Annotated in this window: 9 protein-coding genes, 15 tRNA genes and 2 rRNA genes; 24 read left to right on the top strand and 2 right to left on the bottom strand. The window is 47.1% G+C overall.

What is annotated here, in order from left to right:
* Window positions 1–6 precede the first annotated feature (6 nt).
* The 20 genes from ACWGXJ_RS20730 (at window position 7) to ACWGXJ_RS20635 (ending at window position 10,024) form a co-directional block, all read left to right on the top strand.
* Window positions 7–438, top strand: coding sequence for a Fur family transcriptional regulator (locus ACWGXJ_RS20730; protein WP_013311903.1), 432 nt, complete (start codon window positions 7–9; stop codon window positions 436–438).
* Window positions 439–590: 152 nt separating this feature from the next.
* The gene (locus ACWGXJ_RS20725) at window positions 591–2,309 is read left to right on the top strand and encodes a glycosyl hydrolase family 18 protein (RefSeq protein ID WP_452567514.1); all 1,719 of its coding nucleotides are present in this window, start codon (window positions 591–593) and stop codon (window positions 2,307–2,309) included.
* A 112-nt stretch (window positions 2,310–2,421) separates the two neighbouring features.
* Window positions 2,422–3,300 (top strand): nucleotidyltransferase-like protein, encoded by an 879-nt coding sequence (locus ACWGXJ_RS20720; RefSeq protein ID WP_452567513.1) that lies wholly within the window; start codon window positions 2,422–2,424, stop codon window positions 3,298–3,300.
* A 452-nt stretch (window positions 3,301–3,752) separates the two neighbouring features.
* Window positions 3,753–5,308, top strand: a 16S ribosomal RNA gene (locus ACWGXJ_RS20715).
* Window positions 5,309–5,618: 310 nt separating this feature from the next.
* A 23S ribosomal RNA gene (locus ACWGXJ_RS20710) occupies window positions 5,619–8,546 on the top strand.
* The 16S and 23S rRNA genes sit together here with 15 tRNA genes alongside, the layout of an rRNA operon.
* Window positions 8,547–8,614: 68 nt before the next feature.
* Window positions 8,615–8,690, top strand: a tRNA-Asn gene (locus ACWGXJ_RS20705).
* A gap of 3 nt (window positions 8,691–8,693) precedes the next feature.
* Window positions 8,694–8,785, top strand: a tRNA-Ser gene (locus ACWGXJ_RS20700).
* Window positions 8,786–8,802: 17 nt separating this feature from the next.
* Window positions 8,803–8,874 (top strand) — tRNA-Glu (locus ACWGXJ_RS20695).
* 68 nt (window positions 8,875–8,942) lie between these two features.
* Window positions 8,943–9,018, top strand: a tRNA-Val gene (locus ACWGXJ_RS20690).
* Between the two features lie 26 nt (window positions 9,019–9,044).
* A tRNA-Met gene (locus tag ACWGXJ_RS20685) sits at window positions 9,045–9,121 on the top strand.
* Between the two features lie 15 nt (window positions 9,122–9,136).
* A tRNA-Asp gene (locus ACWGXJ_RS20680) sits at window positions 9,137–9,213 on the top strand.
* Between the two features lie 37 nt (window positions 9,214–9,250).
* Window positions 9,251–9,323, top strand: a tRNA-Phe gene (locus tag ACWGXJ_RS20675).
* A gap of 22 nt (window positions 9,324–9,345) precedes the next feature.
* A tRNA-Thr gene (locus ACWGXJ_RS20670) sits at window positions 9,346–9,421 on the top strand.
* A gap of 5 nt (window positions 9,422–9,426) precedes the next feature.
* A tRNA-Tyr gene (locus tag ACWGXJ_RS20665) sits at window positions 9,427–9,512 on the top strand.
* Window positions 9,513–9,519: 7 nt separating this feature from the next.
* Window positions 9,520–9,593: transfer RNA gene (locus tag ACWGXJ_RS20660), tRNA-Trp, on the top strand.
* Between the two features lie 17 nt (window positions 9,594–9,610).
* Window positions 9,611–9,683 (top strand) — tRNA-His (locus tag ACWGXJ_RS20655).
* A gap of 10 nt (window positions 9,684–9,693) precedes the next feature.
* Window positions 9,694–9,768: transfer RNA gene (locus ACWGXJ_RS20650), tRNA-Gln, on the top strand.
* Window positions 9,769–9,775: 7 nt separating this feature from the next.
* Window positions 9,776–9,847, top strand: a tRNA-Gly gene (locus ACWGXJ_RS20645).
* A 12-nt stretch (window positions 9,848–9,859) separates the two neighbouring features.
* Window positions 9,860–9,934 (top strand) — tRNA-Cys (locus tag ACWGXJ_RS20640).
* An 11-nt stretch (window positions 9,935–9,945) separates the two neighbouring features.
* A tRNA-Leu gene (locus tag ACWGXJ_RS20635) sits at window positions 9,946–10,024 on the top strand.
* A gap of 256 nt (window positions 10,025–10,280) precedes the next feature.
* Here the strand turns inward: ACWGXJ_RS20635 and ACWGXJ_RS20630 are convergent.
* Entirely contained in the window at window positions 10,281–10,778 is a 498-nt protein-coding gene (locus ACWGXJ_RS20630; protein ID WP_452567512.1) for a tyrosine-type recombinase/integrase, read from the bottom strand.
* 685 nt (window positions 10,779–11,463) lie between these two features.
* Window positions 11,464–11,679, bottom strand: coding sequence for a hypothetical protein (locus ACWGXJ_RS20625; protein WP_025718898.1), 216 nt, complete (start codon window positions 11,677–11,679; stop codon window positions 11,464–11,466).
* 219 nt (window positions 11,680–11,898) lie between these two features.
* On the opposite strand from ACWGXJ_RS20625, the gene ACWGXJ_RS20620 reads away from it, so the two are divergent.
* From ACWGXJ_RS20620 to sufB, 4 genes are read left to right on the top strand one after another with little or no spacing between them, the layout of a single operon-like run.
* On the top strand, window positions 11,899–12,420 hold the full coding sequence (locus ACWGXJ_RS20620; protein WP_061829906.1) for a MarR family transcriptional regulator: 522 nt from the start codon (window positions 11,899–11,901) through the stop codon (window positions 12,418–12,420).
* Window positions 12,401–13,177, top strand: a complete 777-nt coding sequence (gene sufC, locus ACWGXJ_RS20615; RefSeq protein WP_023990247.1) for a Fe-S cluster assembly ATPase SufC — start codon at window positions 12,401–12,403, stop codon at window positions 13,175–13,177. Before ACWGXJ_RS20620 ends, sufC begins: the two co-directional genes overlap by 20 nt.
* Before the next feature lie 23 nt (window positions 13,178–13,200).
* Window positions 13,201–14,508: a Fe-S cluster assembly protein SufD gene (gene sufD / locus ACWGXJ_RS20610; protein WP_425325611.1), complete on the top strand. Its 1,308-nt coding sequence runs from the start codon at window positions 13,201–13,203 to the stop codon at window positions 14,506–14,508.
* A 43-nt stretch (window positions 14,509–14,551) separates the two neighbouring features.
* Complete coding sequence (gene sufB / locus ACWGXJ_RS20605; protein WP_023990245.1) at window positions 14,552–15,949, top strand: Fe-S cluster assembly protein SufB; 1,398 nt, start codon at window positions 14,552–14,554, stop codon at window positions 15,947–15,949.
* Window positions 15,950–15,972: the final 23 nt, after the last annotated feature.

Genomic DNA, 15,972 nt, shown 5'->3' with positions numbered 1-15,972 from the left:
ACATATATGGCGGCACGCGTCCAGCATGCTTTGGAACTTCTGAAGAAGACAGGTGTACGCATAACACCCCAGCGTCATGCCATATTAAACTATTTAATGGAAACTATGGGGCACCCGACTGCAGATGAAATATATCGAGCGCTTGAGTCCAAGTTTCCAAGTATGAGTGTGGCTACGGTTTATAATAACTTAAAGATGTTTATAGAAGCGGGTATGGTACATGAGTTGACCTATGGAGATAACGCCAGTCGTTATGATGCCAATATTTCGGAGCACTATCACATCATTTGCGAAAAATGCGGAAAAATTGAAGATTTCAGTTATCCCTATTTGGCTGATGTGGAACGCCATGCCGCGTTGGAAACAGGCTTCGAGGTGCATGGACATCGTATGGAGTTACACGGAGTATGCAAAGCTTGTAGTAATAAACAAACGTAACGAAACAAGGAATAGAAGTTTTTTGTGCGGTATGTATATATTGTAATGGATTGGAAACGTGAGGAATTCCCCATAAGCGGGGATTTACCGCGTTTTTTTATTTAAATCACTTTATTTTTGTAATTCAAAGTTCATACAATGGAGGTTCAATATTGGTCAGAAATCATTCCAGACGCCGCCGTAAACGTTCACGATTCAAAGGAGCGGCAAGCCTGCTATTATTTGCAGCGATTATATGCGTAATTACTGTCGTATGGTTTGGTAATCCCCTTCACGAGAAACCCGATTGGCAGGGCAGTGTCCGTCCTATTTTTATGCAGGGCAAGTTGACTGGGTATGAAGCTCAAAGCTCGGGCAAGAACATGCTGATGCCGTTTAAATTGGTGCAAAGTCAAATTGATCCTACGGTTCGCTATGAGGATGATAGCCAAACCGTCATTATGGCGACGAGACAAAGCCTGCTCTATATGAAGGTTTCGAAGGCACAAGGGGAATTGAATGGTAAGACATATGCGCTTAGCGTAGCCCCTCAGGTGATCAGTGGAGAGGTATATATCCCGATAGAGGCTGTACGTGAAGTATACGGCATTTCTATACACGAAGACCCTGTAACTGGTGCTGTCATCCTAATGAAAGCTGGAGAGAAGGTCAGGCTGGGGAGTGTAGAAAAGAAGGATGGCCCACAGGATGCTAGAATTGCCTTACGTAAAGAAGCCTCTAGCCTATCTTTCATTTTGACAGATATATCTCAGCGGACGAAGGTGCGTATTTGGTCCAAACAAGGAGATTGGTATTTTGTTCAATTAGACAATGGCTATGCGGGATACATTAAGTCAGACCATATCGCTGAAGGAGAAGAGCTTGTGACCCCTTCGGCTAAGGACGATTTGTCCATCTCGGAAAAACATTGGGAGGGTAGGCCAGTTAACCTCGCTTGGGAAGCCGTCTATAATCGCAAGCCCGATCCTTCCAAGTTTGATCCTATGCCTGGAGTAAATGTGGTGAGTCCTACGTGGTTCAGTGTCGTCGATCATGAGGGCACTGTAGAAAGCAAGGCAGATCCTGCCTATGTCAGCTGGGCACATCGCAAGGGGATGGAGGTTTGGGGCTTGTTGAGCAACAGCTTTAATCCCGAATTAACAACTGAAGCATTGTCTACCTTTGAACGTCGAAAGGCGATTGTTGATCAGATGATTTCACTTGCCCTAGAAAATAATCTGGATGGTATTAATATTGACTTTGAAAATGTTCATACGAAGGATGGCCCCAATGTCACCCAATTTTTGCGGGAACTTAAACCGATGGCTCGGGAACATGATTTGATACTGTCCATTGATGTTACGCCTAAATCTCAAAGTGAAATGTGGTCAGCTTTTTTGGATCGAAAATCATTGGGCACCATCACAGATTACCTCATGGTAATGGCTTATGATGAGCATTGGGCGGCTAGTCCAAAGGCTGGTTCTGTCGCCTCGCTACCATGGACGGAAGCGTCAATTAAGCGAATTATTCAGGAAGATGAAGTGCCGCCTCAAAAAGTGATTTTAGGTATTCCGTTATATACTCGCGTGTGGTCCGAGACTCCCAAAGAAGGGAAGATTAAGGTCACCTCCAAATCACTTGGTATGAAGTCAGCAGCTGGTATCATAGCCGAATTTAAGTTGAAGCCCAAGTTTAGAGCTGCCGAAGGCCAGAATTATGTCGAGTATACAGAAGACGGCGTGGTCAAAAAGATTTGGCTAGAGGATCAGGTATCTCTGAAGGCAAGAGTAGAACTTGCCAAATCGCTGAAGCTCGGAGGAATTGGGGCGTGGAATCGAACCTTTGCAGATGAAAACGCTTGGGTAACACTGAATAAAATAAGTGAATAAGATAAAAATTTATACAATTGAAGAAGGAAGTTTCTTATTTATGTAGAAATGATCACATGTATCCAAATATCCAATTTGCGGTCATAGCCGCCTTGCAGGTATGGAGGGAGAAGTGCAGCTAACCAAATTAAACCTAATGTATGATGAATTGTTGCAGGAAGATTCAATAGGTATTATTTCGTACAGAAAGCCGGGAGAGTATTTTCACGGTTCGATGTTGTATGACTTTGATGAACTCATTCTAATTATTGGAGAAGGCACCAAGCCGGTTCGTTCTATTCAACACTTATTTATGAATGGCTTAAGATGCCAAGTGTTGTACGCAACGCTCAGTTGTCTGAAGGAATGGATTATCGCTAGTGAACAAGCCAACATTATAGATTATGTGCTAGAAGGTCGTATTGTCTGGGAACGGGATGACAGGGTCCGTCTTTTAAGACAGGAAATTGTTGATTTTAACGATCCACTACGGGAGCAGAAGCGATTTCATGAGTTCTCCCGCTTTCTGGTCAATTACGTTCATGGTAAAAGAGCGGTGCGAGAAGGGCGGATCATTGACGCTTATCAAAGTGTTCTGAAAGCATTGGATCATTGGGCATCTATTGAACTCATTGAACGGGGGATTTATCCAAAGACTCACTTATGGGTTCAGGTACAGCCTCTGGATCGAACGATTGACAAACTGTATAACGAACTCACATTAAGTACAGAAACCTTGGAACAACGGGTTGAACTAGTATTGCTTGCTTGTGAATTTTCAGTTATGTCAAAAATGGAGGAGTGCTCATCTCCGCTATTCCGTATATTAGGCAGCAGACGGGAACCCTGGTCTATAAATGAACTTATTAACCATTCAGAGCTAAAGAATCTTCAATTGGATCTTACCGTCGTGCTCCGTAAACTGGTATATCGTTCACTTATTAGAGAAACAGCTGCCGGGGATTTTAGGGATCGTGGGCAAAATCGTGAACTGCGTTACTCCCTTATTTGATGTGCAGGGTTGATTTGTCAGGAAGAAAGGTTGTTAAATCGACTTTTCTTCCTTTTTTGTACGTGATTTAGTGTTTATAGATAGTTATAAAATATAAATTATTAATTTAGGTTGACGAGTATATAAAATATGTGCTAAGTTATAACTCGCCCCATTAAGCAGCATGAATAATTTAGATCTGTTTAAAGCAGGATAAACTTGTTGCTTCAAGCGAAAAAATAAATTTTCAAAAAAAGCTTGACGAAAAATGAGGTTATGTGTTACATTATTTAAGTCGCCGCTGAGACGCGGTGGTGAAACAAAGTGAGACATTATGCAGGTTTGATCTTTGAAAACTGAACAACGAGTGAGTAAAACGATTTTGTTCGCAAAATCAAAACAAGAGATATTTTTATCTCGTCAGTTTCAAAATGAGCTTATCGCTCTTTCTATAAACCAACTTCGGTTGGTCTTTAATGGAGAGTTTGATCCTGGCTCAGGACGAACGCTGGCGGCGTGCCTAATACATGCAAGTCGAGCGGGGTTATGTAGAAGCTTGCTTCTACATAACCTAGCGGCGGACGGGTGAGTAACACGTAGGCAACCTGCCCACAAGACAGGGATAACTACCGGAAACGGTAGCTAATACCCGATATATCCTTTTCCTGCATGGGAGAAGGAGGAAAGACGGAGCAATCTGTCACTTGTGGATGGGCCTGCGGCGCATTAGCTAGTTGGTGGGGTAAAGGCCTACCAAGGCGACGATGCGTAGCCGACCTGAGAGGGTGATCGGCCACACTGGGACTGAGACACGGCCCAGACTCCTACGGGAGGCAGCAGTAGGGAATCTTCCGCAATGGGCGAAAGCCTGACGGAGCAACGCCGCGTGAGTGATGAAGGTTTTCGGATCGTAAAGCTCTGTTGCCAGGGAAGAACGTCTTGTAGAGTAACTGCTACAAGAGTGACAGTACCTGAGAAGAAAGCCCCGGCTAACTACGTGCCAGCAGCCGCGGTAATACGTAGGGGGCAAGCGTTGTCCGGAATTATTGGGCGTAAAGCGCGCGCAGGCGGCTCTTTAAGTCTGGTGTTTAATCCCGAGGCTCAACTTCGGGTCGCACTGGAAACTGGGGAGCTTGAGTGCAGAAGAGGAGAGTGGAATTCCACGTGTAGCGGTGAAATGCGTAGAGATGTGGAGGAACACCAGTGGCGAAGGCGACTCTCTGGGCTGTAACTGACGCTGAGGCGCGAAAGCGTGGGGAGCAAACAGGATTAGATACCCTGGTAGTCCACGCCGTAAACGATGAATGCTAGGTGTTAGGGGTTTCGATACCCTTGGTGCCGAAGTTAACACATTAAGCATTCCGCCTGGGGAGTACGGTCGCAAGACTGAAACTCAAAGGAATTGACGGGGACCCGCACAAGCAGTGGAGTATGTGGTTTAATTCGAAGCAACGCGAAGAACCTTACCAGGTCTTGACATCCCTCTGACCGGTCTAGAGATAGACCTTTCCTTCGGGACAGAGGAGACAGGTGGTGCATGGTTGTCGTCAGCTCGTGTCGTGAGATGTTGGGTTAAGTCCCGCAACGAGCGCAACCCTTATGCTTAGTTGCCAGCAGGTCAAGCTGGGCACTCTAAGCAGACTGCCGGTGACAAACCGGAGGAAGGTGGGGATGACGTCAAATCATCATGCCCCTTATGACCTGGGCTACACACGTACTACAATGGCCGGTACAACGGGAAGCGAAATCGCGAGGTGGAGCCAATCCTAGAAAAGCCGGTCTCAGTTCGGATTGTAGGCTGCAACTCGCCTACATGAAGTCGGAATTGCTAGTAATCGCGGATCAGCATGCCGCGGTGAATACGTTCCCGGGTCTTGTACACACCGCCCGTCACACCACGAGAGTTTACAACACCCGAAGTCGGTGGGGTAACCCGCAAGGGAGCCAGCCGCCGAAGGTGGGGTAGATGATTGGGGTGAAGTCGTAACAAGGTAGCCGTATCGGAAGGTGCGGCTGGATCACCTCCTTTCTATGGAGAATCGTTTCCTGCAACGGAAACATTCAAATATGAAGCGTATGCTTCAAAACTCAGGTTTAGGCCTGTTACTCACTCGTTGCTCAGTTTTGAGAGCTCAAACTCTCAAAAAAAGCTGGTTGTTTACAGCTTTGCACCTTGAAAACTGGATACCGAAACGAAATTGCGTTTTAGAATATTCCTTTAAGCTGATCTTGTGTAAACAAGTGAAATAAAGGTAGCAGGTAGGGAAAGATCTTTTGCCTTTGGCAAAAATCATTCTTTATCGAACATCGACATTTTCTTTCTTTGAAAGAAAAGTCTAGGTTAAGCTACAAAGAGCACACGGAGGATGCCTAGGCGCCAGGAGCCGACGAAGGACGTGGCGAACAACGATAAAGCCTCGGGGAGCTGTAAGCAAGCTTTGATCCGGGGATGTCCGAATGGGGAAACCCGGCTGTCTTCATCGACAGTCACTTTCTGCTGAATACATAGGCAGAATAGAGGCAGACCAGGGGAACTGAAACATCTAAGTACCCTGAGGAAGAGAAAACAATAGTGATTCCGTCAGTAGCGGCGAGCGAACGCGGATTAGCCCAAACCAAGGAGCTTGCTCCTTGGGGTTGTGGGACGTCTCACATGGAGTTACAAAGGAACCGGTTAGATGAAGAGGTCTGGAAAGGCCCGCCAGAGAAGGTAAAAGCCCTGTAGTTCAAAACTTGTTCCCTCCGAGACGGATCCCGAGTAGTGCGGGGCACGTGAAACCCCGTATGAATCCGGCAGGACCATCTGCCAAGGCTAAATACTCCCTGGCGACCGATAGTGAAGCAGTACCGTGAGGGAAAGGTGAAAAGCACCCCGGAAGGGGAGTGAAATAGATCCTGAAACCGTGTGCTTACAAGAAGTCAGAGCCCGATCTATGGGTGATGGCGTGCCTTTTGTAGAATGAACCGGCGAGTTACGTTCCCGTGCAAGGTTAAGGTGAAGAGCTGAAGCCGCAGCGAAAGCGAGTCTGAATAGGGCGAATGAGTACGTGGACGTAGACCCGAAACCGGGTGATCTACCCCTGTCCAGGGTGAAGGTGCGGTAACACGCACTGGAGGCCCGAACCCACGCATGTTGAAAAATGCGGGGATGAGGTGGGGGTAGCGGAGAAATTCCAATCGAACCCGGAGATAGCTGGTTCTCCCCGAAATAGCTTTAGGGCTAGCCTCGGAAAAAAGAATCGTGGAGGTAGAGCACTGATTGGGTGCGGGGCCCGCAAGGGTTACCAAGCTCAGTCAAACTCCGAATGCCATAGATTTAGTTCCGGGAGTCAGACAGTGAGTGCTAAGATCCATTGTCGAAAGGGAAACAGCCCAGACCATCAGCTAAGGTCCCCAAGTGTGTGTTAAGTGGGAAAGGATGTGGAGTTGCACAGACAACCAGGATGTTGGCTTAGAAGCAGCCACCATTGAAAGAGTGCGTAATAGCTCACTGGTCGAGTGACTCTGCGCCGAAAATGTAACGGGGCTAAACACACCACCGAAGCTATGGCTTGATGCTTGCATCAGGGGTAGGGGAGCGTTGAATGCGGGTTGAAGGTGTACCGTAAGGAGCGCTGGACTGCATTCAAGTGAGAATGCCGGTATGAGTAACGAAAAGATCTGTGAGAATCAGATCCGCCGAAAGCCTAAGGGTTCCTGAGGAAGGTTCGTCCGCTCAGGGTAAGTCGGGACCTAAGGCGAGGCCGATAGGCGTAGTCGAAGGACAACAGGTCGAAATTCCTGTACCACCGTAATCCGTTATGAGCGATGGGGTGACGCAGTAGGGTAGTGACGCGGACTGATGGATGTCCGTCTAAGCAGTGAGGCTGATGTGTAGGCAAATCCGCACATCGTTAAGGCTGGGCTGTGATGGGGAGCGAAAATTGTAGTAGCGAAGGTCATGATCTCAGACTGCCAAGAAAAGCCTCTAGCCAGGAGAAGGTGCCCGTACCGCAAACCGACACAGGTAGGCGAGAAGAGAATTCTAAGGCGCGCGGAAGAACTCTCGTTAAGGAACTCGGCAAAATGACCCCGTAACTTCGGGAGAAGGGGTGCCTCGGTAGGGTGAATAGCCCGAGGGGGCCGCAGTGAAAAGGCCCAAGCGACTGTTTAGCAAAAACACAGGTCTGTGCGAAGCCGCAAGGCGAAGTATACGGGCTGACGCCTGCCCGGTGCTGGAAGGTTAAGGGGAGTGGTAAGCCCTTCGGGGCGAAGCTATGAACCGAAGCCCCAGTAAACGGCGGCCGTAACTATAACGGTCCTAAGGTAGCGAAATTCCTTGTCAGGTAAATTCTGACCCGCACGAATGGCGTAACGACTTGGGCGCTGTCTCAACGAGAGATCCGGTGAAATTTTAATACCTGTGAAGATGCAGGTTACCCGCGACAAGACGGAAAGACCCCATGGAGCTTTACTGCAGCTTGATATTGAATTTGGGTACGATCTGTACAGGATAGGTGGGAGCCGTAGAATCTTGAGCGCCAGCTTGAGAGGAGGCATCCTTGGGATACCACCCTGATCGTATCTAGGTTCTAACTTGGTACCGTAATCCGGTGCGAGGACAGTGTCAGGTGGGCAGTTTGACTGGGGCGGTCGCCTCCTAAAGAGTAACGGAGGCGCCCCAAGGTTCCCTCAGAATGGTTGGAAATCATTCGAAGAGTGCAAAGGCAGAAGGGAGCTTGACTGCGAGACCTACAAGTCGAGCAGGGACGAAAGTCGGGCTTAGTGATCCGGTGGTACCGCATGGAAGGGCCATCGCTCAACGGATAAAAGCTACCCTGGGGATAACAGGCTTATCTCCCCCAAGAGTCCACATCGACGGGGAGGTTTGGCACCTCGATGTCGGCTCATCGCATCCTGGGGCTGAAGTAGGTCCCAAGGGTTGGGCTGTTCGCCCATTAAAGCGGTACGCGAGCTGGGTTCAGAACGTCGTGAGACAGTTCGGTCCCTATCTGTCGTGGGCGTAGGAAATTTGAGAGGAGCTGTCCTTAGTACGAGAGGACCGGGATGGACGTACCGCTGGTGTACCAGTTGTTCCGCCAGGAGCACCGCTGGGTAGCTATGTACGGAAGGGATAAGCGCTGAAAGCATCTAAGCGTGAAGCCCCCCTCAAGATGAGATTTCCCAATTAGTAAGACCCCTTGAAGACGACGAGGTAGATAGGTTGGGGGTGGAAGTGCAGTAATGCATGGAGCTGACCAATACTAATCGGTCGAGGGCTTATCCTAAAAAATAAAACGCAAATGAGTTTCGGATCCAGTTTTCAGGGTGTAACCTTGAAACAAATACTTAATATTCCCTGATAGCTCAGTTGGTAGAGCACTCGACTGTTAATCGAGTTGTCACAGGTTCGAGTCCTGTTCGGGGAGCCATATGGAGAGGTGTCCGAGTTGGCCGAAGGAGCACGATTGGAAATCGTGTAGGCGCCAAAAGCGTCTCGAGGGTTCGAATCCCTCTCTCTCCGCCAGAATTATTTTATTGCATGGCCCGTTGGTCAAGGGGTTAAGACACCTCCCTTTCACGGAGGTAACAGGGGTTCGAATCCCCTACGGGTCATAAAAATATCATAAAAGGGCTTGCAATAAAAAGTTCATTATGGTATAATATGAGAAGTGCTTAATTGTGGAGGCTTAGCTCAGCTGGGAGAGCATCTGCCTTACAAGCAGAGGGTCGGGGGTTCGAGCCCCTCAGCCTCCACCATTTGAAAAATTAATATTTATTATTGTCGCGGGGTGGAGCAGTTCGGTAGCTCGTCGGGCTCATAACCCGAAGGTCGCAGGTTCAAATCCTGCCCCCGCAACCAATTAAAAATTATTATGGAACTGTGGTGTAGAGGCCTAACATGCCTGCCTGTCACGCAGGAGATCGCGGGTTCGAATCCCGTCAGTTCCGCCATTAGTATTTTAGCGTGTAATGAAGAGCCTTAGAATAAGGCTCGGTAGCTCAGTCGGTAGAGCAGAGGACTGAAAATCCTCGTGTCGGCGGTTCGATTCCGTCCCGAGCCACTTTTAATTGAATATTTTATGTGCCGGTGTAGCTCAACTGGTAGAGCAACTGACTTGTAATCAGTAGGTTGGGGGTTCAAGTCCTCTCGCCGGCACCATTTTTGGAGGATTAGCGAAGTGGCCAAACGCATCAGACTGTAAATCTGCTCCCTTACGGGTTCGGTGGTTCGAATCCATCATCCTCCACCAGTTTTATAGGGGCATAGTTTAAAGGTAGAACAACGGTCTCCAAAACCGTTGGTGTGGGTTCAATTCCTGCTGCCCCTGCCAATTATTCATTACTTGCGGCGGTCGTGGCGAAGTGGTTAACGCACCGGACTGTGACTCCGGCATTCGTGGGTTCAAGCCCCATCGGCCGCCCTTTACTTATTGGGGATTAGCCAAGCGGTAAGGCAACGGACTTTGACTCCGTCATGCATAGGTTCAAATCCTATATCCCCAGCCATCTTTATGCGGACGTGGCTCAGCGGTAGAGCATCGCCTTGCCAAGGCGAGGGTCGCGGGTTCGATTCCCGTCGTCCGCTTTGTTACACTATGGCGCCATAGCCAAGTGGTAAGGCAAAGCTCTGCAAAAGCTTTATTCCCCAGTTCAAATCTGGGTGGCGCCTCCATAATTGAATACGCCGGCGTGGCGGAATGGCAGACGCGCTCGACTCAAAATCGAGTGGGAAACCGTGGAGGTTCGAGTCCTCTCGCCGGTATTAACTAAAAGAGTTCATTAGAGACATTCTCTAGTGAGCTTTTTTTATTCGAGTTTTAGTACCTCACTCATTGTTTGAGCTGAAGATACTTTCGAGTTGTACTCCAAATGCGAATAAATATTGGCTATTATTGCGTAATCACTGTGACCTGCCATTCCTGAACTTCTTTCATGCTTACCCCTAATACATCTACATAAATATACTCCAGGTATTCAAGACAATAAGAATTGTCAGAAGATAAGCGATAGGATTCCTGTTATTCCTTCATACGAATCAGAAGCTCATAGAACGTGTCCACCAGTGGCAGTATACGGCGACTGGCTTTATTCTTGGTTCGGTCCTTTTCAATTTCAATATATCTACCATTCAAATTGCCCGATGTGGCGGTATGTTTAATATTAATAGTCCAATTCAATAAATCAATAGCCGACCATTTTAATCCTACGACCTCGCTTCGACTTAGCCCATAAAAGGCAGCCAGGATAACGGAAAACTCAATTCTTTCGCCTCGGATTACTGCGAGGAGTTGATTCAGCTCCTCGGCATTGTAGAAGCTCACGACGTAATTGTTCTTTTTTGGGCTTTCAACTAAGTCAGGGAGATTCGCCACAATCGGCTTTATTTTCACGGCATACTGAAGGGTTCTGCAAATGTTCGCGTGGTAATGAATAACGGTATTGGCGCTGACACCTTGCACATTCATTTCATGGGTATACAAGGTCTGAAAATCCTCTGTAGTTAAATCATCAAGCAATACATCCCTTTCTCTCGGAAAAAGGATCTACGCGGCCTTTTACAGTGTCGGAATAGGAGATATAGGAGATAAGCCCGAAGCCCGATACTGTTTTCATCATCTCTAGCCATTGAAGCATAAAGTCTGCGAACAGCCTTTTGCTATTACCGGATGGAGTAGCCGCTTTTACTCTTACAGCATATCTTCGTTTTCAACCGCGAGTGCTTGTCCTTCCATATGATAATTCTTCCTGGCTTCCTGAAGCAAGATTTCAGCTCTTTTCTTGGTTCCTTTTATCTTAGCCCCGTAGGGATCCATTTTGGTTATCGTTTACCATTCTCATCTTTACAGTTAGGCGGATGTCCCGTTGCGCTTTCTCCTCTTCCAACAACTCCAGAGGGTGAACCCGATCCTTTTTCAAATACCGGTTGAGCTTCGGAATGGATTTGCTACAAAAGTGGTAGCTAATCCGCCGATGGATTGCTTTAGCGCCCAGAAGGTACATTTGATTTTGAACCGGGCGGTATAAAGTTCGATGATCTAAGTCGCCTCCAGTGTCAGATCGGTGCTGGCTAGAATGGAGCATCGCCTGTTCGGATTCACCAGCAAAAACCACAGTTTTTGGTATACTCTTTGGCCCCATAACATATCCAGACACAGGTAACTGACGGATTATTCTTTGCCATACATGCTCACGATAGCGTACTCATACGCGGCGATACGGCTTTAAAACAGCTCGGCCAAGCACCACCTTTGTCCTCTTTTTACGGTAGCGACCCCGGTCTGTGGCAGGTGTACCATGACGTTCATAGGCAACGGTATTGGACTTGGCTTCGGTTACCAGATCCATCCGGGTGCTGCCGAATTGGTTCCATTGTTCAACCCCCGCAAAGCAGGATTGATCAGAGGTAGGCAAAACCATTTCCGGGACGTGCCCTAGTCAAAACACAGCATGAGGCCGATGACAATGACAACAAACCCATGAAAAGCCCCTCAAAATTGCGTCACATTTAACACAATTGATATTGATTATCAATATCAATTGTGTTAATATGATTTTGTTCACTAGTGAACAAAAAATAATCTAATGGTGATACTGAACTTGGTCTGCAACTACTACAAGAGAGGGGAGATTGGGAAATTGGAGTTTCAAAATCATTTTAAAGGTCATCTTTACGAGCAATATATTAAAATGCTACATCTGAATGAGCTGTATACTGAACAAGAATTTAACTCGTTTCGGCAACAGGCCAGAAAGTACGAGATTGACATGCTCTCTAACAATATTACTAGTGTACACGTTATTGATTGCATTGGTGATTATGAACCGATAAATCATACCGGGATTGTGGAGAAGATGGGGTTGTCCAAAGCTAGCATTACTAAAATTAGTGCAAAGCTGCTGGAAATGGGCTTCATTATGAGAAGTCAACTGAACAGCAATCGTAAGGAGATTTACTTTAGTTTAACGGATAAGGGAAGACACGTTTATCATTTGCATAAAGAACTGCACAAAGAAAAAGAAGAAAGGTTTTACCAATTCATTGAATCCTATTCAGAGGTTGAGCTGCAGACTATTGGAAAATTTATGAGTGATTTGGTGGCGCGTGCCGAAGAATACTCCGAAGGGAAGTTTACGATAAATGACGACATTAAAGATTGAGGAATTAAGATCCAAGATTGAAGGGAAAGAAATTTTAAAAGGGCTCACACTGGAGATTCATGGCGGAGAGATTCATGCGATTATGGGGCCTAATGGGACGGGAAAAAGTACATTGGCTTCAGCTTTAATGGGCCATCCCAAATATGAGGTTACTGGCGGTAAGGTGACATTGGACAATGAAGACCTTTTGGAGATGGAGGTGGATGAGCGTGCACAGGCAGGCTTGTTCCTCGCTATGCAATACCCAAGTGAAATTGCTGGCGTGACCAACTCGGACTTTCTCAGAAGTGCCATCAATGCACGGCGTGAAGAAGGCGATGAGATATCCTTAATCCGTTTTATCCGTGAAATGGAGAGCAAAATGAAGGGGCTGGAGATGAACCCGGAATTTGTGCATCGTTATTTGAATGAGGGATTCTCTGGCGGTGAAAAAAAGCGGAATGAGATTTTGCAAATGATGCTACTTGAACCCAAGTTTGTGATCCTGGATGAAGTGGACTCAGGGCTTGATATTGATGCACTGCGTATTGTGGCCAATGGCGTAAATGAGATGCGCAGCCCGGATAGAGGCTTTTTAATCATCACCCATTATCAACGACTGTTGAATTATATTACCCCGGATTTTGTGCATGTCATGATGCAAGGCCGGATAGTTAAATCTGGCGGTCCGGAGCTTGCACACCGTTTGGAGGCTGAAGGGTACGATTGGGTGAAGGAGGAACTTGGGATTACGGATGAGACGGTAAGGGAAGCTTAAAAGCCGGAGAGGAGGAACAGCACGTGGATATACAAGCTAGAGTTTCAATGAATGTGGACGATTTACGCGCATGGTCAAGCGCTAAGAATGAACCTCGTTGGCTGATTGAACGCCGCGTTCACGCACTCGAACTGGCAGGGACGCTGGAGTTGCCTAAAGTGGAGAAAATCAATCTCGAAAAATGGGATATCTACGAAAGTGGAGATTACAAAGCTGAGAATGCGTGGTCTAGTTTGGAGGAAGCGCCGGAGGTTGTTCGAGGTTTGGTTGCTTCTCCGGTGAAAGGCGGACTAATCGTTCAGTTCAACTCGGATGTAGTGTATACGAAATTGTCCGAGAGCTTAGCCGCCCAGGGAGTCATTTTAACGGATCTGCATACTGCGGCAAAAGAGCATGAGGAGCTGGTTCAACGTTATCTCTTTCAGGCAGTAAAGCCAGAAGAACATCGTTTATCTGCTGCACACAGTGCCTTATGGAGTGGTGGCGTTTTTCTATATGTCCCAGACGGTGTAGAGGTTGAAGCACCTATTCAAGCGATCTTTCTTAACGATACAAGCGGTGTGTGTTTTGCTCCTCACGTCTTAATTGTGGCAGGAAGCAACAGCAAGATCACTTATGTGGATAATTGTGTATCGAGTGGTGATGATGTCAAGGTATTGCATAACGGTGTGACGGAGGTCTTCGCGGGGGCGGGCTCAAAGGTGCAAGTAGCTTCGGTTCATCAGCTTGCTGCAACTACAACAGATTTCACCCAGCGACGGGCGGTCGTTCTTGCTGATGGGGGTGTGGAATGGATTATCGGTGAGATGAACAATGGTTATACCGCCAGCGATACCAAGACTTTGCTACAAGGCAACGGGGCGGTCTCCGACAATAAGGTGATTGCTATTGGCACGGGCAATCAAAAATCGAGCTATACAACTCAAGCTCAGCATTTTGGCAGAAGCTCGGTAAGCCAGATGATTACGCGTGCAGTCATGCTTGAAGAAGCTACGGCCATTATCAACGGCATTACAAAGATTGAAAAAGGTGCAACCCATTGTGATGGTCAGCAAACAGAACGCGTGCTTATGCTAAGTCCTAAAGCTCGCGGCGATGCCAATCCGATCCTGCTGATAGATGAGGATGATGTAACCGCGGGTCATGCTGCATCCGTGGGGCAAGTAAATGCAGAGCAAATCTATTATCTGATGTCGCGCGGGATATCACGGAGTGAAGCCGAACATCTTGTTATTTTCGGATTTCTCGCTCCTGTCATTTCGGAGATCCCGCTGGAAGGTGTTCGCAGTCGCCTAAAAGATTTAGTGGAAAGCAAGCTCGGCAGATCATAGCAAATCAAAATGAATCTTGAAAGGTTAAAAAGGAGTGATACTAATGGCTAAAAAAGCACCAGATATGGGCGAATATAAATATGGGTTTCGCGACAAGCACCAGTCTATTTTTCAATCTGGAAAAGGTCTGACGGAAGAGATTGTCCGGGAAATTTCCCGGATCAAGGAAGAGCCGGAGTGGATGCTCAATTTTCGGTTGAAAGCTTTGAATCAATTCTACAAAATGCCGATGCCTGAATGGGGAGCGGATTTGACCGGGCTAAATCTTGATGACATCCAGTATTACGTTCGCCCTTCTGAAAAACAGGGAAAGACCTGGGAGGAGGTTCCTTCCGAGATCAAAGCAACCTTTGACAAGCTGGGAATCCCTGAAGCGGAGCAAAAGTTCCTGGCGGGCGTATCCGCTCAATATGAGTCGGAAGTAGTTTATCACAGCATGCGGAAAGAACTGGAGGATCAGGGCGTTATTTTCCTTGATACGGATAGTGCATTAAAGCAATACCCCGAAGTGTTTAAGCAACATTTTGGGACGATCATCCCTCCCGCCGACAATAAATTTGCGGCGCTTAATAGTGCGGTTTGGTCAGGCGGTAGCTTTGTATACATTCCGAAGGGTGTTCAGTGCGAGGTTCCTATACAAGGTTATTTCCGTATTAATTCTGAAAATATGGGTCAATTCGAGCGGACATTAATTATTGCCGAAGAGGGCAGCTTTGTCCATTATGTTGAAGGATGTACAGCACCTATTTATAGTACCAGTTCTCTGCATAGTGGAGTTATTGAAATTATTTGCCGGAAAGATTCCCGTGTCCGTTACACGACCATTCAGAATTGGGCTCCTAATATCTACAACTTGGTAACCCAAAGGGCTGTGGCAGAAGAAAATGCGACAATGGAATGGGTGGACGGCAACATCGGCTCCAAGGTAACAATGAAGTATCCGGCAGTATTATTGAAAGGACGGGGAGCCAAGGGGTCCATCCTGTCTATTGCCGTAGCCGGTAAAGATCAGCATCAAGATGCTGGCGCGAAGGTAATTCACCTTGCTCCCGAGACAACATCTACGATTATATCCAAATCCATCAGCAAGCAGGGCGGAAAAGTAAACTACCGAGGGTTGTCCAGCTTCAGCCGCGATTCCGCAGGGTCCAAGTCCAATATTAAGTGCGATACGTTGATATTGGACAACATGTCAACCTCAGATACGATTCCGTACAATGAAATTAAAAACGATCAGATTACTTTGGAGCACGAGGCAACAGTATCCAAAGTGTCCGAGGAACAATTGTTTTACTTAATGAGCCGCGGGCTTACAGAACAAGATGCTACACAAATGATTGTAATGGGCTTTATTGAACCGTTTACCAAAGAATTGCCAATGGAATATGCCGTTGAAATGAATCGGTTGATTCAATTTGAGATGGAAGGAAGCATCGGTTGATTCATTAATTTAATAGATCAAAC

The sequence above is a fragment of the Paenibacillus sp. S33 genome (genome assembly GCF_053615415.1).
Note: the sequence above shows the minus strand (reverse complement) of the source record. Positions and strands in the feature narration are given on the sequence as shown.